The sequence below is a fragment of the Segatella copri genome (assembly GCF_003465495.1).
In the GTDB taxonomy this organism is placed as follows: domain Bacteria; phylum Bacteroidota; class Bacteroidia; order Bacteroidales; family Bacteroidaceae; genus Prevotella; species Prevotella copri_G.
This window is the reverse complement of sequence record NZ_QSAV01000040.1, coordinates 13,577-37,319: the sequence shown is the minus strand read 5'-3', so window position 1 is coordinate 37,319 and position 23,743 is coordinate 13,577. Positions and strand designations below refer to the sequence as shown.

15 protein-coding genes are annotated in these 23,743 nt (G+C 43.7%); 8 read left to right on the top strand and 7 right to left on the bottom strand.

What is annotated here, in order from left to right:
- Positions 1 to 279: 279 nt before the first annotated feature.
- Both DWV53_RS11630 and DWV53_RS11625 read left to right on the top strand, forming a co-directional pair.
- Entirely contained in the window at positions 280 to 1,647 is a 1,368-nt protein-coding gene (locus DWV53_RS11630) for an ATP-binding protein (protein WP_117586118.1), read from the top strand.
- A gap of 703 nt (positions 1,648 to 2,350) precedes the next feature.
- A complete protein-coding gene (locus DWV53_RS11625; RefSeq protein WP_118154035.1) occupies positions 2,351 to 3,205 on the top strand; it encodes a hypothetical protein in 855 nt (284 codons plus the stop codon).
- Between the two features lie 88 nt (positions 3,206 to 3,293).
- On the opposite strand, the gene DWV53_RS11620 is transcribed toward DWV53_RS11625, so the two are convergent.
- From DWV53_RS11620 to DWV53_RS11590, 7 genes are all read right to left on the bottom strand, one after another.
- Complete coding sequence (locus tag DWV53_RS11620) at positions 3,294 to 4,358, bottom strand: hypothetical protein (RefSeq protein WP_118154032.1); 1,065 nt, start codon at positions 4,356 to 4,358, stop codon at positions 3,294 to 3,296.
- 6 nt (positions 4,359 to 4,364) lie between these two features.
- Entirely contained in the window at positions 4,365 to 6,728 is a 2,364-nt protein-coding gene (locus DWV53_RS11615; protein WP_118154029.1) for a cellulase family glycosylhydrolase, read from the bottom strand.
- Positions 6,725 to 7,180: a T9SS C-terminal target domain-containing protein gene (locus tag DWV53_RS11610; RefSeq protein WP_118154026.1), complete on the bottom strand. Its 456-nt coding sequence runs from the start codon at positions 7,178 to 7,180 to the stop codon at positions 6,725 to 6,727. The genes DWV53_RS11615 and DWV53_RS11610 overlap by 4 nt, the downstream gene beginning before the upstream one ends.
- A 110-nt stretch (positions 7,181 to 7,290) precedes the next feature.
- Positions 7,291 to 9,306, bottom strand: a complete 2,016-nt coding sequence (locus DWV53_RS11605; RefSeq protein ID WP_118154023.1) for an IPT/TIG domain-containing protein — start codon at positions 9,304 to 9,306, stop codon at positions 7,291 to 7,293.
- Positions 9,307 to 9,377: 71 nt separating this feature from the next.
- The gene (locus DWV53_RS11600; protein ID WP_234699039.1) at positions 9,378 to 10,682 is read right to left on the bottom strand and encodes a glycan-binding surface protein; all 1,305 of its coding nucleotides are present in this window, start codon (positions 10,680 to 10,682) and stop codon (positions 9,378 to 9,380) included.
- A gap of 28 nt (positions 10,683 to 10,710) precedes the next feature.
- Positions 10,711 to 12,507 carry a RagB/SusD family nutrient uptake outer membrane protein gene (locus tag DWV53_RS11595; protein ID WP_118154017.1) on the bottom strand — a complete coding sequence of 599 codons (1,797 nt, stop codon included), beginning with the start codon at positions 12,505 to 12,507 and terminating at the stop codon, positions 10,711 to 10,713.
- A gap of 25 nt (positions 12,508 to 12,532) precedes the next feature.
- Positions 12,533 to 15,841 carry a SusC/RagA family TonB-linked outer membrane protein gene (locus tag DWV53_RS11590; protein WP_118154014.1) on the bottom strand — a complete coding sequence of 1,103 codons (3,309 nt, stop codon included), beginning with the start codon at positions 15,839 to 15,841 and terminating at the stop codon, positions 12,533 to 12,535.
- Between the two features lie 771 nt (positions 15,842 to 16,612).
- Between DWV53_RS11590 and DWV53_RS11585 the strand changes: the two genes are divergently transcribed.
- From DWV53_RS11585 to DWV53_RS11560, 6 genes are all read left to right on the top strand, one after another.
- Positions 16,613 to 17,902: an acetylxylan esterase gene (locus DWV53_RS11585; protein WP_118154011.1), complete on the top strand. Its 1,290-nt coding sequence runs from the start codon at positions 16,613 to 16,615 to the stop codon at positions 17,900 to 17,902.
- A 4-nt stretch (positions 17,903 to 17,906) separates the two neighbouring features.
- Positions 17,907 to 19,070 (top strand): glycoside hydrolase family 26 protein, encoded by a 1,164-nt coding sequence (locus tag DWV53_RS11580; protein ID WP_259318977.1) that lies wholly within the window; start codon positions 17,907 to 17,909, stop codon positions 19,068 to 19,070.
- Positions 19,071 to 19,082: 12 nt separating this feature from the next.
- A complete protein-coding gene (locus DWV53_RS11575) occupies positions 19,083 to 20,255 on the top strand; it encodes a glycoside hydrolase family 130 protein (protein WP_117692690.1) in 1,173 nt (390 codons plus the stop codon).
- 108 nt (positions 20,256 to 20,363) lie between these two features.
- On the top strand, positions 20,364 to 21,707 hold the full coding sequence (locus tag DWV53_RS11570; protein WP_118139177.1) for an MFS transporter: 1,344 nt from the start codon (positions 20,364 to 20,366) through the stop codon (positions 21,705 to 21,707).
- Positions 21,708 to 21,748: 41 nt separating this feature from the next.
- Positions 21,749 to 22,930, top strand: a complete 1,182-nt coding sequence (locus DWV53_RS11565) for an AGE family epimerase/isomerase (protein ID WP_181992480.1) — start codon at positions 21,749 to 21,751, stop codon at positions 22,928 to 22,930.
- Positions 22,931 to 23,108: 178 nt separating this feature from the next.
- Positions 23,109 to 23,726: a deoxynucleoside kinase gene (locus DWV53_RS11560; protein ID WP_118154008.1), complete on the top strand. Its 618-nt coding sequence runs from the start codon at positions 23,109 to 23,111 to the stop codon at positions 23,724 to 23,726.
- Positions 23,727 to 23,743: the final 17 nt, after the last annotated feature.

Here is a 23,743-nt window from a genome sequence, read left to right as displayed (position 1 = left end):
TTAACCATCCTAAAGGTGACAACTTTTTCACGTATAAGACAAAGTATAAGACAAAAACCTCTGACTTTTTTATAATTTAAAATCAAAAAACCTCTGACTTTTTTATAATTTAGCATCAAATAACCTCTGACTTTTTTATAAAAAAGCTTAATTGATTGGCTTTTATTCAGATAAAAGTGCTATCTTTGCATAAGATAAGCTGCACTCGGCAATCAGAAAGCAAGCTTTCATTGCGCTCGTTTGCATTATCTTTGCATTGAAAATCAATAATATAGAGATATGAAGTATCTGAAAAGACAAATAGATAAAGAGTTTGAAGCGTGGAAAAGTTCTGTAGAGCATAAACCATTGCTTGTGAGAGGAGCAAGGCAGGTAGGTAAGTCAAGTGCCATTAGACACTTGGGAGAGTCCTTTCCTTATTTCTTGGAAGTTAACTTTGAGCGTGATAAGACTGTCAAGGAATTCTTTGATGGAGATTTAAACGTGAAGTTTATTTCGGAGCAATTGTCGGCATATTTCAAAGTTCCCGTTATTCCTGGCAAAACCTTGTTGTTCTTAGATGAGATACAGGCATGCCCTAATGCCATCCATAGCTTGTGGTTTTTCAAGGAAGATTATCCTGAACTTCATGTAGTGGCGGCTGGATCGCTGTTGGAATTTGCATTGAAGGATTTAGGTGCTTATGGAGTAGGGCGTATCCGCTCGATGTTTGTATATCCGATGTCTTTTGATGAATTCCTTTATGCTTTAGGTGATGATGGATTGGTAAGTATGAAACGGAATGCAACCTCTCAAAAGCCATTGATGAATGTCTTCTATGAGCGATTAGTGGAGAGGTTTCGTTCATTCTTGCTTATAGGTGGTATGCCTGCTGCTGTGGCTAAGTACGTTGATACGAATAGTTATTTGGAAGTAGACTCTGTGCTTAGTGAGTTGAAGCAAACTTATATAGATGATTTCGTGAAATATAAAGCAAAGGTCAATCCTGTTTTGCTGCGTCAAACATTGTTTAGTGTGGCTCATCAAGTGGGGAGTAAATTCGTGTTTAGCCAAGTGGAAGGGGGATATACGACTGCGCAAGTCAAGAATGCTTTGGAGATGCTTAGAGATGCTGGTATCATTATACCTGTATGGCATACTGCGGCAAATGGCATTCCGCTTGGTGCAGAGATTAATCCGAAGTTTGTGAAGTATAATCTGATAGATCATGGCTTTCTCCTCAATCTGTTAGGAATAGGAGACTCTACTAATTCTATAGTGAAAGAACTATTGGTTGACAATGCTGCAGACTTAGTTGATAAGGGTAGTTTGACGGAGATGGTGGCAGGATTGGAATTACTAAAGTATATGTCGCCTAATGAGCGCCATGACTTATACTATTGGCAAAACTTGACTCGTGGAACCGTTTCGGAGGTTGATTATGTCTTGTCTCGTGGCATTGACATTGTTCCGATGGAAGTGAAGTCTGGTTTACGAGGTTCGATGGCGAGTCTTTATGTTTTTATGGAAAAAGAGCATATTAAGTATGCCATTCGCTGTTCTTTGGAGAATTTTGGGGAGTTTGTCAGCCCAAAAGGGAAGAAGATATTAGTCAATCCTCTTTATGCTATTTCTAACTTGTTTTCTTGTGGTGAAAGACTTCTGTAGGATTTTTTTTCGTAAAAGAATTGCCATATTGCCATATAAGCTGGTAACAGCCTGATTGTTAGTTGATACCGATATTGCAATAGCTTTTTAATTGCCATAATCTGCCATATATTGCCATAAAAATAGCGATACTTAGGTGTTTTTTCGGTTCAATGCCTATTGTTTTTGATGCTATTTTTCCCGTATAATCTCCAATGCTGTTCCCGAAATTGCGTCCCGACGTAGCATCTGGTACGTCCCGACGTGATAACAGACGCGTCACGACGCAGCGCCAGATACGTCGCGATGTAATTTCGGATACATCCTGTCCAGATTTAAGTGAGCCTCATTTGAACTATCGCAAGTGTTTCAACAATGATATGCAGTATCTGGTAATGTGTAGTGAGAATATTGTGAGGGATAACCCCAAATCGTGATGGATAGCGTGATGGATATTTCCGTTTTCGAAGTATCCGTCACGCTATTTAAACGTCTGTATATTAGTATATTAAGAAGCTTAGGAGTACAAATCGTGATGGATGATAGATGATTACATAAAACTTATTCACGAATACGGCTGCATCGGGTTACGAATATGGCTGCGTAGGCTAACGGAGACGTATCTGTAAGTTTATCGAGACGTCTGCATCAGCTAACAGAGACGTCTGAACTCGCTAACTGAACTAACGCAGCTACTCTTGATATTGGAGAGCCAAGCAACAATGTGAAGGATGGTGAAACTGTTTGGTATGATGCAACGACCAAAATTATTACATTCCACGAAAAATGGAGCTATCGCCCAGGATGGTGGCTTGGCAGTAAGGATTGCTCTGATTACGATGATTTCGTGTTAGAGATTGAAAATTCTGATAAGGTTAATGTTCAGGTTGTTGTAGAATATGATGCCAAAGGTGATGATGGTAAAACAATTTGCTCAACAGCAATGGGTACAGACAATAAAATTACTGTTCCACTGAATGCAGACCATAAGAACGTTGTTCGCCAGATTTATTTGCAGTGTGCAGATGATGCTCCTAAGACAGTCACTTTCAAGAGTGCTTATTTCCAAAATGCGGTTAAGCATACTGAGGTTGAATTGACATTGGTTGAAGGTCATACTATTTTGGCTTCAGAATTTGACAAATATGCTGATGATACAAAGGTGAAACTAAGCTTCGAGAATACGACAGATCCTTATGTATCTCGCAATGGTTGGGGTATTGGTGGATTTGCCAATTCTGATAATTGGAGTCCAACCTATGAATTGAATGCAGCTGATGGTAAGAATTTTGATATCTTTGTTACTGTTGGTGATTTCAAGAAGGCTGCCAAAAATAGTACAGATGCTTATGTTGATGGTGAATCTCATAAGGGTGGTGTAACTTTCAATATCTATAATAATTGCAAGTTAGTTCACGCTTATGTATTATTGGTAGACAATACTCCAGCTAATATATCAAATGCGCTTGTAGCTCCAGCTGCTAAGAATGCTCCGGTTTACAACCTCGCTGGTCAGCAGGTTAATGCATCTTATAAGGGTGTAGTAATCAAGAATGGTAAAAAGTATGTTCAGAAATAGTATAGAGTTATATTTTTAGTATGTTGAAAAGAAAAGAGAGGGTATGTGAATGCCCTCTCTTTTTGATTTTATCCGTTTCGAATATTGATTAATGTTCAAGATATAGTCCGTTTAGCTTTTCCAGGAAAACACAAACTTCATCATTTATCATTTCCATGAACCCATGAGTCTTTTTGTTCGATACACCAGGATATGGAGTATAGTAATGCTCCTCAATCGGTTCTCCCTGGTTTCTGCCAAACATCAGGTAAGCTATGTGATGCTGCTTGAGTACTGTAAGCAATGTCTCTGAAAAAATACTGGAATCACCAATAGATTCTACTCCTGTTGTCAGTCCGAAGGCATTGTTGTGGTCTTGGGCAAAAGGCAGAGCCTGCTTCACAATCTCCTTGATGCTCTTCTGGTAGAGTGGGAGGTCGATGGCATTTTTGCTTTGCAGATATGTCATGTTGATCACATCAATCTTGTTGTCCGGATAGCGATCCATCAGATTCTTGCCCGGCTGGTAGGTTTCAGAATAACTATAAACTACATTCGTTACATCCTCGTCATCCAAGAGATCCTGTATCTTCTTGTAAAGACTGATATAGTCGTCTTTGCTGAGTTTACTGTACCATGTCTTACCGTCTACAGGAAGAAGATTGAGTACTACAGGTGCTTTGATACCATAACCATCTTGCAGTGTATCAAGATATTTGGCAACCTGTTTGGTATATTCCTCCAGCATATCATCATTGCCGTTATAATCAGGCATTGTCCAGTTCATGATGAGTAAGCCTCCCTTACGGAAGTGTTTCAGCACATCTTCCCTGATAGCCTTGAACGGAACGCCGTCTATGTTCTGTGATTTTCCATTTTCAATGCCAGCCAACTCATATCCATTTGCAGCTGGTCTGTAACCGCAGAGAGTTTTCAGGTCGCATCGGTCGCTGTCACATTGCCAGCGGTTCCAGCCTATTCCGGTTAAGGTTCCATACATCTGACCTATCAGCGTACCTTTGTTGGCATATGCCTTGATGTTGGTTTTCAGATTCTCTGTGCGGGTTGTGAGACCGCTCATGGCAATCTCGTCATACGATTTCTTTTTCTTCTCACCGCATGAAGAGAAAGCCAGGAGGGCTGCGAACATCAATATAATATATTTGATTCTCATAATTTGTTATTCATTATAAGCCTTTTTCATAGCTTCTACCACGGTAGGCAAGGTCCACTGTGGCACACTTCTGTCTTTTTCGCTGAAGATGCTCATCCAGTAGAAGGTCGCTACGCCGTAAGCCTTTGCCTGTTTCACGATGTCGGCAGCCTGGTCGGCAGCAGCCTGAATTTCGCTGGCAGAACTGGTTTTGCTGACACTCTTGCTTCCGTGAGTACCATATTCACCGATGATGCAAGGTATGCCCTTGCTGATGAACTTCTTGTTTAGGCGGTTGAACATATTCTTGATTTCATTGCTGCAGGAAGCATCCCACTTGCCTTTCTGGTCAAACCAGTCCCATGGAGCATAGGTGTGAACTTCTACTGCGATATGACCATCCACCTTGTCGGTAGGGATGACGAGGTTGTTCAATACGTCGTCACCATTAGCTGCAGCATAGGTATTGATGATGAGGTTGCGGGTCTCGTTGTTGCCACCGGTAGCACGTACTGCATTCACGAAACTCTGGGCATATCCGTTCAAACCCTTATAGCTGCTTGCGCTCTTTGGTGCATTCCAGGTGTTGTCGGCATCAAGCATCTCGTTGTAACCTTCGAACACCAGATGATGGTTGTAGTTCTTGAAACGGGTGGCAATCTGGGTCCAGAGATATTCAAACTTCTCCTTGTTCTCCTTATAGTTGGCTTCATCAGCCTTGATCCAGTGCTTCACATCCTTATCGTCTGCACCTGTATCATGATGAACATTCAGGATGCAGTACATACCGTTATCAATCACGTAATCAACGATTTCCTGTATTCTGTTCATCCAGGCTTCATCCACGGTTCCGTCTTCCTTCATGTGCTGGAACCAGGTAACTGGGATGCGGACAGAATTAAAACCGTTCTTCTTCAGAAAATCTACCATCGGTTTGGTGGTAGGAACCTGTCCCCATGCTTTCTCGAAATCTGTAACAGAATTGCTGTTCATGTTCATCCCCATGGCTACCACATCTGTGCAGTTGCCGAAATTGGTACCGATGCCCATGTTCTTCACAGCATCCACAGCACTTTCCTCTACATAGTTTGCGTTCAGGTTTACCTGGTCGCGGGTAATCACGTTCTTGCTGTTCATAGCTGCTTTCCACCAGTCGTTGGATGGCATGTTGCTTCCATACCAAGGCATGAAGAAGCTCCATTTTGCACCGGCGTTCCATGCTTCGTCAATACCTGCTGTAGCTGTTTTGTTGTTGGCATCAGTTCCGCACTCAGCCAGAGCGATGAGCTTACCAGGATAGCGTGCCTGAATCTCCTTGAACTCCTGAGACTGCTTGGTTGCATTATAACCGTAGAGGTCGCGACCGATGATGTCTACGTACTTGTCGCCGGGATACCAGTCGGCATCATTGTTATAGGTATTTGCATCACCATTGTAATTCTGTGTGGTCCAAGCCCATATCAGGTTGTGTATTCCCTTGTTCTGGAAGTAATCAAACATGGTCTGCCAAAGCTTCTTGTAAGTTTCAGCACCATCATATCCCCACCAGAACCAGGACTTACCCCAGCTGGCACCTGATTTCAGACAGGCATTACCGGCAGCTTCGTGGAATGGTCGCCAAATGGCAACAACGCCTGCATCCTGCAACTTCTGCAGAACTTCCACCACCTTGTCCATCTCCTGATAGAACCATTTGTTCTCCCAAGAGCCAGCAGTAAATACGTTGGCTGCTTTGAAGGATGTTTCTGATGGGGTGCAGGTCACACCGCTACCATCTGTTCCTGGAACTGTGCTTTCTGTCTTAGGCACATTGAAGTGCCACATCAGCGATACCAGTCCGCCCTGGTCTGCCCAGTTGGTAACAGGAGTGATGTCGTTATAGTTGATCCATCCGTTGGAATCCTGCTTAGGAACATAGATATGGATAAAATCATAGCAGTTCATGGCAGGATATTTGCCGGTTGCCCTATAGATCTTATCTGCTTCCTGTGTGTTCCAGTTAACGTTGGCGATGACCGAAGAGATGGTCTTGCTGCCATAATTCAACTGCAGATATTTGTAGAGACGTTTGGTCTTTTCTGTAGCAGAAGGGTCTGCAAGATTCACATCGCCTACTTCGCTTTCGTGATAGATAGAGAAGGAGATGTTGTTGATGTCGTTGATGTCGTAGGTTTCGAAAGCACCATAGTCTTCCAGACCCGTCATCACGAATCCCACTTTACCATCTGCAGAGTGTGTGATTTTAGAAACTGGAGCCTGTCCGTCTGCTGTCAGATCCCAGACTTGTGATGTACCATTCTTTAGGTTGATGGTCAGCTTGTCTCCTTTCGTTTGTGCCAAGGCAGTGAATGAAATCATTACTGCTAGGAGTGAGAGTAATAGTTTTTTCATTGTCTTGCTACTTTTATGGATTTGTTATTGATTTTGATAATATAGACCCCATGTGTCAATTCACTGAGATTGATGATGGTCTTGTCGCCAGCTGTGATAGGAGAGAGTTTGATGTTCTTCCCATCCAGTGCGAAGGCGCTTACCTTGTTGTTGGTACCATCCACGATGATACGGTCACCTTCGAAGGCAAACTTGTTGTTGGTTTCTACCTGCTTGATGCCTGTCGTTGTACCATAAGTGAAGGTGGAAACCTTCCATAGTTCATAGCTGGCAGCAGTAGCTGTAGATGTTACAGTCATCTTATCATCTCCGAAGGACACTTCCGGTAGCGTGCTCAGTGCAAACTCTATCTTGCTACCATCGTTGAATGATACAAACAGCGACTTGCCGTCGGCAGCTTTGGCTGAGATGCAGCTCAGAGCTATCAGTAAGGATAATGCTATTTTCTTCATATCGGGTTGATGTTTTGGTTTTAATTAAAAATGTGGCGCAGTTGATCTAACTACGCCACAAATTTACGAATTATATTTCACATAAATGCGTTTTTTATGTTAAATATCACTTATGGGAGGATAACAATCTTGTTTGCTTTCCCTAAGTCACCTTGGATAATGAATGCAGTGTCGCTCCAACCGTCAGAAACATTGTTGATGGCATTCATCATTTTGTCATCAAATTCTTGTACAAGCTGAGCTTCTGTTCCGTTCCAGTCTGCAATTGTATAAAGACCAGCCCAATTTGCGTCATTGATTTGAACTTGTCCTGTAACACTTGCATCCTTATAAATTATCAACTTAGAACCCTTCTTTACGCCAAGTTTAATAAGATCTGCTTTGTTGAGACGGAATTTACCCGTACCATCGCCCCAACTGAACACAAATGGATAGGTAATGGCTGTGCCAGCTTCATTTTTGGCAAAGTCAGCTATGTCTTTCTCTGCAGGAACCACCTTGAACTCGGGACCCTCAATCTTGTTGCCGTCTGGGTCTTCCATCACGATCTTGTATGTACCTACTTCTGCTGTGGCAGGAACCTGGCAGACAATCTCTGTGTTGGTGCGAGATGTATAGCGGTTTACCTTGTAAGAACCGATGTAGAGGTTCTGGATGTTCTGGAAGTTCTTGCCAGTGATGGTGATGGTTGAACCTGCGATAGCCTCACCTGGTGTAACAGATGCAATAGCTGGATCTGTTGCTGCCTTAATGCTCAATTGACTATCGATGTTGACAGTAGTACCATTCTTCAGGTTGAGCTTGAAGCCTGAACCGGCGCAGGCTGCAGGAACTGTTACTGCGATAGCATTGGCTGTACCCTTGAAATCATCTACTGTCATGTCTACATCGCCAGGGAAGGTGATGCTCTTCACGAGGTCGAGATCTGTACCTTTGATGATGGTCTTCTCGCCAGCTGTGATGGCTGCAGGAGCGCAAGCGGTAACGGTTGGCTTAACCAATTTATAGGCTACTGTTACAGTCTTACCATTATCAAGACTCAAAGTGATGTCGCCTTCCTGTGCATCCTCTGGTACTGTAGAAGTAACCTTTGTTGTCTCAACCTTGTTAAGCTTAGATTCCTTGGCGTTAGGGAATGCGATGCCTGTAATCAGATCCATATCCTTACCGCTGATTGTTATCTCTTTACCATTCTTGATAGGGGAAGGAGTTGCAACGAGTTGGCTAGGAACAACGGTTGTAATCTCACCGAAAGGAATTCTTATACCGCTTTTTGTTACAGCTGTAATTTCACCGTCTGCTACCTTAGAAGAGATAATGAAGGTAATCTCAGAAGCTGTTTGTGACTTGAAGTCAGCTGCTTCTACGGTTGCACCATTCAACTCAATGCTTGCAATCTGATCAAGTGAAGTACCTCTGAGGACCTCTGTTTCACCAGCCTTGATGAGAGACTTACCGATAGCATTGTTTGCATCGATTTCAGGAGCATTGATACTTAAAGCACCTTCAGAATACATATAGTTGTTTCCATCGCTAATCTGGAATCTGCCTTCTCCTGCTTCTGCTGGGATTACCAGCTGAATCTGATAGCGGGTCTGAGATTTAAAATTCTCGGCATCCATAGTTGCGCCATTGGCAAAAATGACAGATGTAATATTGTTGAGATAATCGCCTTCAATAGTGAGGACGTCTCCAACATTACCTACCAGGTTTTCCTTGTTTTCACCTACGTAGAAACCTGTGAATTTCAAATTCTCAATGTATGTGATTGGGGTAAGTGTCTTGATTTCACCATTCTTGGCGGTCTTCAATGTAACAATACCTGGTTCACATTTTTCTGCAGGAACTTCAATATTGATTTCTGAGTTTTTTCCTGATGTAACAACATTAATGCTGGTAATAGCTTCTGCACCAGGAAGATCTATTTCTGTAATTTGGTCAAGATTGGCTCCCTTGAAAGTAAGGACACCCCCACGGAGTACAGGGTTTGGACCGTATGATAATACAGATATTTCATTGCCATACTGGTCGGTGTTCAAGTCATCACGGTCGCATGATGTGAACGCAAATGTACTGCATATCAGTAGCAGAACCAACCAGAGGAAAGATTTATTATGTCTTTTCATAATGATTGACGTTTATTGTTTTTGTTTGTTTGCAGTGCTGGCAGTTGGATGGCTGCCAGCATCAGCAAATTTTATTCATTGATAGGGCAAACACGAATGTTATCAACGCAAATTGTTGGTGAGCATTCTACAGTAGCCTCTTTGTATGGTCCTGTATAGAGGAACATGGTCATACCTGTGAGATTCTCAAACTTCAAACCACCCAATTTGTTTCCATATCTGTCGTATGCAAATTCTGATAATGGAATAGAAACAGTCTGCCAGTTTCCTGAAGTGCTGAATGTGTTGTTTGTTGCTCCATACCATGGAGTCCAAAGTGCACGTGGAAGCTTGTCATCTGCAAGATAGTTGTTGTTGCCTGTTGAGTATGTTACCTGGTCGTTACCGGTAAAATATACCTGTAATGACAAGCCTGTCCAATCATTAGGAATGTTAACCTCAAACTTCACTTGTATGTTGTCAACATCATCCCATTTCATCAGCGAGTTCAACTCAGGATAACCTGCAGCCGGCTCTGGCCAGTAGTTGAATGAGTATTCATCTTCAGCCCATGAATCGAAATTAACGGTCTTGCCTCCTAAGTAGTAGTAATTTCCGTCAAGAGGCTGAACTCCTTCAACATCATTCCTCATACGGTTACCATTTTGAATTCCATCACGCCAGCCATGACCTGTTGCTATTGCGTCATCTCCGTCATTATCCCAGTCGAAGAGTATGCAGCGGTCGTCACGGAAATAGAACTTAGACTTACCTTTTCCATACATGCTTTCTACTGTGACAAATCCTTTCTGTGCACCTTCTGGTACCACAAAAGTAACGGCACTCTTGGAAATGCTCTTGAAATCTGTAACATCTACGTTGCCTGGGAATGTGATTTTAAGATGAGCATTCTCGTAATCCAGCAGGTAGTCGCCTTTCAGGGTTACTGTTTCGCCATCTTTTGCAAACTCATTGCTCAATGATGTTACCACCGGTTCTGGTACGAGCGTCTTGAAGTCATATTCAGTACACTCACCATCCTTGTTGTACATGTAGATCTTATTGGTAGGATTGTCAGTAAGAGTCTTTGGTACATCTACAATCAAGGTATGGTCTGTAATCATACTTGTATTCAAAATAGCCTGCTGATCGTTGAAGAGCATTTTTGTTATACTTCTCAAGTTGTTACCGACCAGACAGATACTTGTACCCATGTATGCTCCAGTTAACATGGAATCTTTCTTGGTTACATCGCACAGGCGAACGTAATCAATAGAAGGAGTTCCACCAGCTATTTCATATTTGTCAGGCTCATCCACACAACTTGTAATGCTGAGTCCTGTAAATGCTGTAGCTCCAAGAAGCATGACACTTAATATTTTATTATTTAGCTTCATAATTGTTCTGTTTTTGAGGTTTCTTATATTAATAAGTAAACTGAGAAATGTCAACATGCTGTGGTGCCTCCAGCAAATGAGGGCTCATGGTTGCATCTTCTGTAGGGAATGGGATGGTAAAACTGCTCACCTGAACGTTCTGATGCTTACCAGGATCATCATTGTATCTTACATCGCTGTTCAAGTTCCAAGGACCATCATAGCTACCCTTGTTGTACCATGTCTCATAGAGCGCATTCAGACCATAATACTCATTTCTCTTCTGTGCGTTCAACTCAGCAATTGTTGCATCAGGATCGAAGTAGAACCTGCGTACGTAATCATACCAGCGATCGCCCTCAAGTGCTAACTCCAATCTGCGCTCCTTCCATACATCTTCGAAACTGATAGATGTTGGGCGTTCGTATGTAGATACCGCACGGTTGCGAACTTTGTAGAATGCATCAATGGCAGATGCATCTGTTGTTGAGCCTGCATTGCCAATCTTGGCTTCTGCATAGATGAGATAAACATCTGCAAGACGTAACAGCTGAGTATAGTTACCATAAGCCATCACATCAAAGTCGCAGCCTATATGCAAGTTATGGTCGGCTTTATCACCAACAAGATGCTTGACACATTGTGCTCCTGTTGGACTCTGGAGTTCTCCGTTGCCTGGGTGCTTCTCGTATCCTTTATATACGTGCTTCAGGAAATCGAAACCGCCACAGTCTGTGTAGAAATAGTCGTATTTATCACCAGCCATCATCATGGTAGCCTTACGGCGGATGTCGGTGTTGTTTCTAGTCTGGCTTGTTGGATTATCTCCGAAAGCTTCTATCAGGTCTACTGATGGACCAGCCCATCCTCCCCAGTTGTTACCTGTTTCATCGAAACCCGTAATAGCGAGGTCACTTTGAAGTGAGTTTTGAGATGTCCAAGGGTCACGTGTGGCACGCCAGTGCCATGCGATGAGTGATTCTGGACCTTTGTATGCACCATAGAACATTGCTGGGAAATTAGCTGCAGATTCAAGACTTCTTCCACTGTTGTCAATCACGTCCTTTGCATATTTTGCAGCGTTGTCAAGATCTTCCTGATTGCGCTGGTGATTGGTGGTCTTGATGTATGCCACACTTCCCTGTTCGTAAGTTGTAGTTGCTGGATCGAAACCAGACTTTGTCAGGTAAACCTTGGCAAGCAAGCCTTCTGCGCTGTATTTATCAATACGTCCAAGACCTGTAGGATCTTTTTCCGGTAACAGTTCAATGGCTTTTTTCAAGGTCATGATGATGTAATCGTATACATCCTCTATGTTGGCCTTATACTGGTCATTGTATGTACCGGCACCGATAATGTCTGTGTTGTTATGGATGATTGGCACAGCACCGAATGTACGTACAAGATAGAAGTATGCCATAGCTTTCCATGTCAGGCATTCTCCCATACATGCACTCTTTACGCTTGCGCTTGCGCTGGCACCTTTCAGTTTATCATAAATGGTGTTAGCGTAGGCATTTACTGTCCAAAGTGAATAAGACATATCTTTCAGGTTGGCATTGTTGGCAGATACGTTACAGTTCCAGTATTGAGTATCTTCACTTCCCCACCAATAATAGTTTCCTGACATTACTTCACCAACTTTGAAGAAACCTCTTTGGAAATCATACCATGGCATACTGTACAGAGAATTGGCGCCTTGATAGCACTCTGCATCACCATTATAGAACGTGTCTGCATTGTAGTTGGAATTGTCTGGCTGATCCAGAAAGTCCCCGCAAGAAGACAAGCTGAGACCCAAGACGAATGCGCAAACGGCCGTTTTATATATATTGTATTTTTTCATAATTGTTTATTCTTTTGTTATTTAATTAGAAAGCAAGGTTGATACCGAAAGAATATACCGTTGGTGAAGGATAACGTCCGTTATCTACACCGAAGCTGTATCCCTGTGAATCGGATGTACTTGCACCAACTTCTGGATCATAACCGTCGTAACCGGTAATAGTGAAGAGGTTCTGTATATTTGCATATACTCTCAAACTCTCAATATGAAGGTATCTTGCATACTTTTTAGGCAATGTATAACCTAAAGTGATATTCTTCATTCTCAAGTATGATCCATCTTCAACATATCTGTCACTGATAACGCTAGAGTTTCCGGCTGGGTCACCGATAGCAAGACGTGGAATGTTGGTTCCTGCGTTTACTACATAAATGTTGTCTACGTCATCATACCAGTTGTATACGGTATTGGCATTGTTGCCTTTATAACCATTACTGTAGTCCTTGTTCGGATCAATTGGAGCCAGTACGGCATGATTCTTGACACTTGCACTCTGGTTTACCCAGGCATTGTTCATCTTGCTCATGCTGATATTCAGGTAGTTCATAACCTTGTTTCCTACAGAACCGCTGACGAACAATGTCAGGTCGAAGTCCTTATAACGGAATGTGTTGGTCCAACCAAATGTATATTTAGGCTGTGGATTACCGATGTAAGTCTTGTCGTAATCGTCGATAACTCCATCAGGCTTTCCGTCAGGACCTGAAATATCCTTAAACTTGATATCGCCTGGCCATACGGTTGTTCCCTTATTCAGGGCTCCTTCCTTGTAGCTCTTAGGCTTAGGAGAGTTTTTGATATCTTCAAAATCCTTGTATACGCCATCGGTCTGATATCCCCAGAATTGATAGAGAGGTTTGCCGATGTTACTTACACAGACCACGTCGTTCCACTGGCCATAGCCAATGATGTTGGCATTGGTTGTGCCGCTGAGACCTACCAGTTTGTTCTTGTTCCAAGAAATGTTGAACTCTGTATCCCAAGAGAAGTTCTTGTTAGCAATAGGATGAGCGTTTACTGCCAACTCGAAACCGGTGTTCTTGATCTTACCGTAGTTACCCCAAGGTGCATTAAGACGTGAAGAACCATTGCCTTGAGTACCCATATATGAAGGCAACTGTAAAGGCATCAGCATATCGTTGGAAACCTTGTTGTACCAGTCGAGAGTGAAACCAATCTTATCATTGAAGAGTCCAAGATCGAGACCGATATTGGTCTGTTCCTGAGTTTCCCACTTGATAGAAGTGTTTGGAATATTGGTAGGACGGTATGCTACGCTTGTTTGACCAACAAGGAACTTGGTTACGGTAGTACCCCATTTGTAAGCACCGATATTGGCATTACCAGTCTGCCCCCAGCCAATACGAATCTTACCATTGCTCAACCATTTACCTGCGATGCTCTTGATAAACTTCTCGTTAGAGAAACGCCAGCTTGCTGCAAATGAGTGGAATGAAGCCCAACGGTTTTCAGGACCGAAGTTAGAACTTCCGTCACGACGGAATGTATATGTTGCTAAATAACGGTCATCGTAGTTGTATGTCTCACGTGTAAAGAATGATGACATGGTTGTAACACCGAAACCTGACTTGATACTAGGAGTGCTGGAACCCAAAGATGGCAAATGGATTGTATTGTTTGGCAAATTAGCGTTTGCCTGATAGGTATAATCCCAGTCACTGCGCCAAGCTTCCTGACCCAGCATGGCTGTGAAAGAATGCTTTTTGATACTTCCATTATAAGTAATATAGTTCTTAAACTGCCAATACTTGCTTGTATTCTTCTGCCAGCTTGCAAAGTTTGTGTCCTGGTTCCAGTTGCCTAAGTGCATAGTAGGTGTAAAGACCTCTGCATCACTCCATGACAAGTCGTAACCCAACTCTGTATGCCAGGTGAGGTTCTTTATAGGAGTAATGTCTGCAAAAATGTTACCGGTCAGCTTGTTGCGCTTCATGGTGATATCCTTGCTCAATGCCTGTGCAATAGGGTTTGGTGAAGACCAGCCGTCACGTACTACAGATGTGTAGTTTCCGTCTACATCGTAGATGGCAATATCTGGTGGTGTGGTCAATGCGTATGTAATAACACCTTCTGTACCATCAGCATGGAGCAGGCGCTCCTTGGTTCTTGTGTATGTAGTATTCATACCTATCTTGAACCATTTCTTCAGTTGAGCGTCCAGATTGGCACGTACGTTCAAACGCTTGAAGTTAGAACCGATGATAGTACCATCCTGATCCATCATACCGCCACTAACATAGTACTTAACCTTCTCTGTACCACCTTGTGCAGCAACCTGATGCTGGTGCTGGAAAGCTGTGCGGAATACAGCGTCCTGCCAGTTGGTTCCTCGACCCAAGATAGATGGGTCTGAGAAATCAGGACGTGCCTGATCCTGTGAAATCCATCCGTTGTTTACAAAATCATTATAATATTCTGAGAATTCACGAAGATTCAGAATGTCAATACGCTTTCCCTGGTATTGCCATGCTGCCATGCCGTCGTATGTAAATTTTGCTTCTCCAATCTTACCCCGTTTGGTTGTGATAAGTACAACACCATTTGCACCCTGGGCACCATAGATGGCTGTAGCAGAAGCATCCTTCAGAATTTCCATACTGACGATATCGGCAGGGTTGATAGTTGACATTGGTGATACGGTAGAAACAGAACCGTTTCCTAAGGCATCTCCCAAACCTAATGAACCGCCGCTTGAACCGCCGCCCTGGAAGATGACACCATCAATGACATAAAGTGGTTCTGCACCGGCATTGATTGTTGACTGTCCGCGAACTCGGATTGAGGTAGAAGAACCTGGAGCACCTGAAGTCGCTACAGATGTAACACCGGCAACGCGACCTTGGAAACTCTGGTCTAAGTTTGTGATAATAGAACCTTTGATTTGGTCTTCTCCCATGGAAACAGAAGCTCCTGAGATATCGCTCTTCTTCATGGTACCATAACCTACAACTACCACCTCGTCAAGACTGTTGTTGTCTTCTACCAAAGTGATGTCGTACTTGCTTTGGCCTCCTACTTTGAAAGTTTTGGTAACATAGCCTACGTAAGTTACCTCTACAGTCTGTCCGGCACCTACATTCAGTGTATAGTTACCATCAAAGTCTGTCACTGCGGCATTTTTTGTGCCTTTCACTTTTACTGTTGCACCGATGATAGGACCCATTGCATCGGATACGTTACCAGTAATCTTCTTGGTCTGTTGCACTGCCTGATTCGTTGTGATCTGGGCTGCGAAAGTTTGCTGAGGGGAGATGCTGAGAAGACTCAGGGCAGCTACACTAGCAAGCAACTTTTCTCTACTTTTAAAGTTCATACAATTTTTGTTAGTTGGTTAAAACAGTTTGGCTCTTTCACTTATACGATCGATACGGGAAAGAATCCAAAACGGATTAGTGCTCTCTGATTATTCCTTCGTCATCTTTTTCTGATGAGAAGAAAGGGCTAGAGGCTAGCTCTAGGTTGCATTTACTTTTTCCATTGTTGTGATTATGTTTATTTGTTTTATATTGTTTATTCTAAACCTTTAGGCTGTTTTGTAAATCTGCTGCAAAGATAGCTATTTTTTGCAAAATAGCTTGTACATATTTTGCTGATTACTAATACTTTTCTGCTTTATTGAAAATAAAATGTAATTTTCGTCATATTTATTAAAGATTAAGTGTTAGCGTTACAATTTATTTACTTGATGGTTGATTTATATTGATTATTCTATTATTTATCTATTATATATAAGGTACGCGTACATTATTTATTATATGAATTGTCATAACCTTTTGTGCTTTGTTAATTGGTCTTTGGGTGTTTTCGGTCAATTCTTGAGTTAAATAGAGTGTGTATTTTGTTGTTTTCTTTGCTTTTTCTGACTTGATGTGCATCAATTCTTATTTCTTTTTTCAGATATTTCCAAATATTTTTCTGCCTTTGCAACAAAGTATGTTTATTCAGCAAAATAATACACGGATATATCGGAAATTATGCCTAACTTTGCAACCGTAAAACAGAATGTTTAACTAACAAGATTACCAACGACAATATGAATCATCGTATAGCAAATGTTTTTAGGTTAATAATTATAGGTGTTCTGATGAGTGTGCTGGGGACTTCAAGCCTCAGCGCACAAATCAGAGGAAACAACATCGTGGTAACGGTAACTCCTGACCATCAGGACTGGAATTATCGTGTAGGCGAGAAGGCTAACTTCACGGTGAATGTGAGAAAGAGCGGTACGCTACTCAACCAGGTGAAGGTAGATTACGAAGCTGGACCGGTAATGTTTCCGGAGGTGAAGAAAAGTACCACTCTCAAGGACGGAACCATGAAATGGTGCGGCAGTCTGAACAGACCGGGCTTCTACCGCTTAAAGGTTATCGCTCATGTTGATGGCAAGGATTACGAGGGACTTTGCACGGCAGGTTTCTCTCCTGAGAAGATCCAGCCTTTCGCACAGGAACCTAAGGATTTTGATGCTTTCTGGAAGAAGGCACTGGATGAGGCAAGACAGAATGACCTCAATCCTACCAAGGTGCTTCTGCCTGAGCGTTGTACCAAGGATAAGAATGTATATGAAATCAGTTATAACAACAACCGATGGGGCTCTAAGATGTATGGCATCCTGAGTGTACCGGTAAAAGAAGGCAAGTATCCGGCTTTGCTCCGTGTACCTGGTGCGGGTGTGCGCCCTTATGCCGGCGATACTTATACGGCTCCTGCTGAATGCATCGTACTGGAAATCGGTATTCATGGTGTTCCTGTTACCATGCAGCAGAAGATTTATGATGATCTTGCCAATGGCGAACTGAATGGTTACTGGGATACCAATCTCGAGAATCCTTATCGCAATGCTTACAGACGGGTAGTAACCGGTGCAGTCCGTGGTGTGGATTATATCGCTTCGCTCCCTGAGTGGAACGGAAAGACTATCGGTGTAACGGGTTCATCACAGGGTGGATTTCTTTCCATCGCTGTGGCAGCTCTCGATAAGCGAATCACATTCCTGGCTCCTGTTCATGATGCTATGTGTGATTATGAAGCTGAGATTCACGGAGTTGCAGGCGGATGGCCTCACTATTTCTATAAGGAAGACAAGGCACAGGGGGCTGCATGGAAAGAGCAGAAACTTACAGATTTGGAAAAGGCAAGACTCGAAGGTGCACGCTATTATGATGGCGTCAACTTTGCCCGTCGTATCACCGTTCCTGGCTGGTACAGTTTCGGTTATAATGACGAGGTGGTTCCGCCAACATCGTCTTACGGACTTTATAATTCGGTAAAAGCGCCAAAGACATTGAGTCTGTACCAGATGACCGGTCATTACTGGTATCAGGAGCAGTGGGATGAGTGGCAGGCTTGGATTATTCAGCAATTAAAGAAATAGATATATGATAGGAAAAAGAATTTTGATTGGTGCAGCTTGCCTCATGGCGATGCAAGGAGCAATGGCACAGGTTGATGGCGTTACGGGCGCATCAGTCCAGACTGCCACTACTTCCTGCTGCAAGGGTAAAAAGCAATGTTGCAATACTCCGGCAGAGCAACTGAAGGTCAGACTGCAGAAATTACTGAACAAGGGAATCATGCTCGGTCATCAGGATGATCCGGTGTATGGTACTACTTGGAAATGGGATGAAGGAAAGAGCGATGTGCTCCTCACTACAGGTGATTATCCTGCTGTGATGGGTTTCGATCTTGGAAAAATAGAGTTGGATAGCAAGGAAAACCTTGACGGCGTGTCTTTCGATCGTATGCGAAAAGAAATCATTGCCCAAAATGAGAGAGGAGGCATCGTCACTTTGAGTTGGCATCCTTGGAATCCGGTAACAGGCGAGAATGCCTGGGATCCGAAAGGTGATGCTGTAGCTGCAGTCCTGGATGGAGGCGCCCAGCAACAGAAGTTCGACGGATGGCTCAAGAAGGTTTCCGATTTCATCCTTTCTTTGAAGACAAACGATGGTAAACTGGTTCCTGTCATCTTCCGACCATGGCATGAAATGAATGGCGGATGGTTCTGGTGGGGAGCTAGCAGTTGCACACCTGTACAATATAACCAATTATACGTAAAAACCCTAAATATACTTACTAAAGCAGGGTGCAATAACATCGTTTGGGCTTGGTCACCAAATCTCAGCGACGAGAAGACGGTAGAAAAATTCCTGGAGCGATTCCCAGGCGCAAAGTATGTGGATATGCTGGGTGTTGACGTCTACGAGTTCGACAACAGCGATGCCAACTATCAGCAGAACCTTGCTGCTACGCTCGATGTGCTGATGGAGGCAGCCAAGAAGGTTGGCAAGATTCCTGCCCTCACCGAAACGGGTTGCAGGGGTATCTCCAGCAAGAAGGACTGGTTTACCCAAACCCTTTGGCCTGTACTTCAGAAGTATCAGTTGAGTTATGTACTCTTCTGGCGTAATGCCTGGGATAAACCTCAGGAAGAGGCTTACCTCCCTGGAGTAGGCGATGGTGCCATCGTCGAGGACTTCAAGAAATTCAAGAAGGAAAAGAAAGTTCTCTTTGCCAAAGACATTGTAAAGGTAAAAAAGTAAAATAGATATATTATGACTACATTTCAAGACAAAGTGAAAGCACTTCGCGCTCATCATGAGGAATTGCTGAGCCGTAAGAATGAACCGGTAGAGTGGGGAAATGGTATCTATGAAAAGTATAAGAACCCAATCCTTACTGCAGAACATACACCATTGGAGTGGCGTTACGACTTCGATGAGAAGAGCAACCCTTATCTCATGCAGCGCATCATGATGAATGCTACCCTCAATTCGGGTGCCATCAAGTGGAATGGTAAGTATCTCCTCGTTGTTCGTGTAGAGGGTGCTGACCGCAAGAGTTTCTTTGCCGTAGCAGAGAGTCCTAATGGTGTTGACAACTTCCGTTTCTGGGATGAGCCTATCACCATGCCGGAGGATGTTGTTCCTGCTACCAACATCTATGATATGCGACTCACAGCTCATGAGGATGGTTATATCTATGGCGTGTTCTGTGCAGAGCGTCATGATGATGATCAGCCTGGAGACCTCAGTGCTGCTACTGCTACTGCAGCCATCGCCCGTACCAAGGACCTGGTAAACTGGGAACGCCTTCCTGACTTGAAGACCAAGAGCCAGCAGCGCAATGTGGTTCTCCATCCGGAGTTTGTTGATGGCAAGTATGCTTTCTATACCCGTCCACAGGATGGTTTCATCGATACAGGTTCTGGTGGTGGTATCGGTTGGGCTCTTGTTGATGATATCACTCATGCCGAAATCAAGGAAGAGAAGATCATCAATGCCCGTCACTATCACACCATCCAGGAGGTGAAGAACGGTGAGGGTCCTCATCCTATCAAGACTGATAAGGGCTGGTTGCATCTGGCTCATGGTGTTCGTGGCTGTGCCAGCGGTCTCCGCTATGTGCTCTATATGTACATGACTTCTCTTGAGGATCCTACAAAGGTGATTGCAGAACCAGGTGGATATCTCCTCGTACCGGAAGGTCCTGAGTATATCGGTGATGTAATGAATGTAGTCTTTGCCAATGGTTGGATTGCAGATGAGGATGGCAAGGTATTCATCTACTATGCTTCTTCTGATACCCGCATGCATGTGGCAACTTCTACCATCGACCGATTGGTAGACTACTGCATGAACACACCAAAGGATGATTATCGTACTCAGTTCTCTGTAGAGAAGATCAAGGCTTTGGTAGCAAAAAATAAACAGACTTTAAGTAAATAAGTTTCAGGTATTAAGATTGTAGGGATTCGTACTCCTCATCCGTATTATCAGATATAGATGGGGAGCGAATCCCTTTTTTAGTAATTTATAAATTGTCAATTAAAAACAATGGCTCGTTTAAAAGAAAAAATAGCTTATGCATTGGGTGATGCCGCTGCGGGTGGTATTGTATGGAAGGTGATGTCTATCGCTTTTCCTCTGTTTTTTACAAATGTCTTCGGACTCTCGTTTGCGGATGCGGCAGTACTGATGCTCGTAGCCCGCATGTTCGATGTGGTTACTGATCCGCTGATGGGTACTCTTGCCGACCGTACCCAGAGCCGTTTCGGTACCTACCGTCCTTGGCTCATCTATGGTGCCATTCCTTTCGGATTGATATTCGCCCTCTTGCTCTATACACCAGACTTCGGTCCTGTGGGCAAGCGAATCTATGCTTACGCCCTCTATCTGCTGATGATGGCGGTATATACCATGGTGAATGTGCCTTACGGCTCATTGCTCGGTGTGATGACCGAGGATGATGATGAGAAGAACCAGTTCTCTTCTTTCCGTATGGTGGGTGCTTATGCCATGGGATTCGTCACCCTGCTCTCTTTCCCTTATCTCCAGAAAATGGTAGGTGGTTCTGCCGCTCATCAGTATGCTGTCATTGGTGCCGTGCTCGGTATTATTGCAGCTGTGATGACATTGGCTTGCGGACTCCTTACCAAGGAACGTCTGAAGCCGAAGCGTGCTGAGAAGTTCTCTTTCCAGCAGTTTGCCGACCTCGTTCACAACAAGGCTTGGCTCTATATGACAGCCATCGCCGTGTGTACCAACTTCTTCAACGGATTCCGCTATGCCGTAGCTGGCTATATGTTCGATTACTGTCTGCATGGCAATGTAACCATCGAGGGACTGATTATCAACTATACCGTTTTCATGGCGTTTGGTGAAGTAACCTGTATGATTTTCGGTGGTGTATCTCCTTGGTTCACCCGTCTGGTAGGCAGCAAGCGCATGGCATTCTTCTGGGCTGCAACACTCTGTCTGGTTCTCTCGGTTGTCTTCTTCTTCATCCCGATGAATCCGTCGTATATCTGGGTGATGATAGCCATCGTTATCCTTACCTCTATGGGTATCGGTATCTATTCGCCATTGATGTGGTCTATGTATGCCGATGTAGCCGACTACCATACCGAGCATTTCGGAACATCAGCTACGGGTCTTATCTTCTCTTCCGGTACGATGAGCCAGAAGTTTGGTACCGCCATTTCCGGTTCTCTCATCGCCCTCTTCCTGGGCTGGGCAGGTGCCAACATGATAACAGATAAGATGGGTAATACGATGATCGACCCTGCCAGTGTTACCGACTCTGTGCTTACGATGGTATGGTCATTGTTCTCACTCTTCCCAGCCGTCATCGCCTTCCTGCTGATGGTGCTTGCCTGGAAGTTCCCTATCCGCAAATAACTGTTTTAACATAACTAATAATCACTATTAAAAAAGGAAAAATGGACAATCTTAAAGAAACGATGCGGGATGTTCTGGAGAACAACATCCTCAGCTATTGGCTAACGAAAGTGAAAGATGAAGAAAACGGTGGCTTTTACGGACGTGTAGACGGTAACGACCAGGTACATCCTGTAGCCGAGAAGGGAGCAGTGATGAATGCCCGTATCCTCTGGGCGTTTTCTGCTGCCTATCGTGTCTTGAAGAAGCCGGAGTTTCTTGAGGCTGCCACCCGTGCCAAGGATTATGTGCGCGATTATTTCCTCGACAGGGAATATGGCGGCATCTACTGGAGTGTTGACTATCAGGGTAATCCGCTCGATACCAAGAAGCAGACTTACGCCATCGGCTTTGCCATCTATGGTTTCTCGGAGTATGCCCGTGCAACAGGCGACAAGGAGGCGTTGGATATCGCCATCTCTCTGTATCATGACATCGAGAAGCATGCCTTTGATGCCGAGAACAACGGATATATCGAGGCATTGACCCGTGAATGGAATCCGATTGCAGACATGCGTCTCTCTGATAAGGATGAGAATGGTTCCCGTACGATGAATACCCATCTGCATATCATCGAGCCATATACCAATCTTTATCGTGTATGGAAGACTCCGGAACTGGAGAAGAGTATCCGTAATTTGCTCGATATCTTCACCGATAAGCTTCTGAACAAGGAGACTTATCATCTCGACCTCTTCTTCAATGACGAGTGGGAGGGCAAGCGCAATATCGAGAGCTATGGTCATGATATTGAGGCGTCCTGGCTGCTCCACGAAACCGCGCTGGTTTTAGACGATAAGATATTGCTGCATAAGATAGAGCGCATCATCCGTCGTATAGCCGATGCAGCAGATGAAGGCTTGCGTCCGGATGGCAGTATGGTTTATGAGCATTGGAAAGATGGAGATAAGTATGATCTCCAGCGTCAGTGGTGGGTGCAGTGCGAGAACATCATCGGACATATCGACCTCTATCAGTATTTCCGTACCGAAGAGAATCTTCTGGTTGCCATCTCCTGCTGGAACTATGTAGCCAAGCATCTGCTGGATAACAAGAACGGTGAGTGGCACTGGGCTATACTGGAAGATGGTACGGTGAACAAGGAGGATGATAAGGCGGGGTTCTGGAAATGTCCTTACCACAACTCCCGTATGTGTCTCGAACTCATCGAACGTGACTATTAACATACAGATTCCCTGCAAGGCAGGAATAGAATACAAAAATCCAAGCAAATCATATATTTGCTTGGATTTTTTTGTTTATCCCGATTTTTTATTGTACTTTTGCAGCCAATGTAGAATTGAGGGTGGTATCGCATCAAAAATTCAACATTCAACATTCAACATTAAAAATTAAAAATAAATGTATATAGCAATAGCAGGAAATATCGGTAGTGGCAAGACAACACTCACCAAGATGCTTTCTAAACATTATGGATGGAAACAGTACTTGGAGCCCGTGGCTGAAAACCCCTATATCGATGACTATTACAAGGATATCTCGCGATGGGCTCTCAATATGGAGGTGTTCTATCTGAAGCAGCGATTCAAGAATCTGCTGGAAATCCAACACAGTAAAGAGACGGTTATCCAGGACCGCACCATCTTTGAGGGTGTTTATGTCTTTGCGGCCAACAACCGGAAGATGGGCAACATGGACCAGCGCGACTACGAGACTTATATGGAGCTCTTCGAGTCGATGATGGAAGTGGTGGAGATGCCTGAACTGATGATATATCTCCGTTCTTCAGTTCCTCACCTCGTGAAGAATATCCAGAAGCGCGGTCGTGATTATGAGCAGAAGATGCCTTTGGATTATCTGGAAGGTATCAACAATCTTTACGAAGATTTCATCATGAACAAGTATAAGGGCAAGGTGCTTATCGTAGAAGTTGATAATCTCGATTTCGAGCACAATCCCAAGCAGTTTGGTGAAATCATAGATAAGATAGATGCCAAGCTCTTCGGGCTGTTCTCTTAAAGGTAAAAAAGTAAAAA

Excerpts from the sequence above, each read along its gene's own strand:
- DWV53_RS11580 (WP_259318977.1), top strand. The coding sequence starts at position 17,907 with ATGATAGGAAAAAGAATTTTGATTGGTGCAGCTTGCCTCATGGCGATG.
- DWV53_RS11610 (WP_118154026.1), bottom strand. The coding sequence starts at position 7,180 with ATGAAGAAAATAGCATTATCCTTACTGATAGCTCTGAGCTGCATCTCA.
- DWV53_RS11565 (WP_181992480.1), top strand. The coding sequence starts at position 21,749 with ATGGACAATCTTAAAGAAACGATGCGGGATGTTCTGGAGAACAACATC.
- DWV53_RS11585 (WP_118154011.1), top strand. The coding sequence starts at position 16,613 with ATGAGTGTGCTGGGGACTTCAAGCCTCAGCGCACAAATCAGAGGAAAC.
- DWV53_RS11560 (WP_118154008.1), top strand. The coding sequence starts at position 23,109 with ATGTATATAGCAATAGCAGGAAATATCGGTAGTGGCAAGACAACACTC.
- DWV53_RS11605 (WP_118154023.1), bottom strand. The coding sequence starts at position 9,306 with ATGAAAAGACATAATAAATCTTTCCTCTGGTTGGTTCTGCTACTGATA.
- DWV53_RS11600 (WP_234699039.1), bottom strand. The coding sequence starts at position 10,682 with ATGAAGCTAAATAATAAAATATTAAGTGTCATGCTTCTTGGAGCTACA.
- DWV53_RS11575 (WP_117692690.1), top strand. The coding sequence starts at position 19,083 with ATGACTACATTTCAAGACAAAGTGAAAGCACTTCGCGCTCATCATGAG.
- DWV53_RS11595 (WP_118154017.1), bottom strand. The coding sequence starts at position 12,507 with ATGAAAAAATACAATATATATAAAACGGCCGTTTGCGCATTCGTCTTG.
- DWV53_RS11590 (WP_118154014.1), bottom strand. The coding sequence starts at position 15,841 with ATGAACTTTAAAAGTAGAGAAAAGTTGCTTGCTAGTGTAGCTGCCCTG.
- DWV53_RS11570 (WP_118139177.1), top strand. The coding sequence starts at position 20,364 with ATGGCTCGTTTAAAAGAAAAAATAGCTTATGCATTGGGTGATGCCGCT.
- DWV53_RS11630 (WP_117586118.1), top strand. The coding sequence starts at position 280 with ATGAAGTATCTGAAAAGACAAATAGATAAAGAGTTTGAAGCGTGGAAA.
- DWV53_RS11615 (WP_118154029.1), bottom strand. The coding sequence starts at position 6,728 with ATGAAAAAACTATTACTCTCACTCCTAGCAGTAATGATTTCATTCACT.
- DWV53_RS11620 (WP_118154032.1), bottom strand. The coding sequence starts at position 4,358 with ATGAGAATCAAATATATTATATTGATGTTCGCAGCCCTCCTGGCTTTC.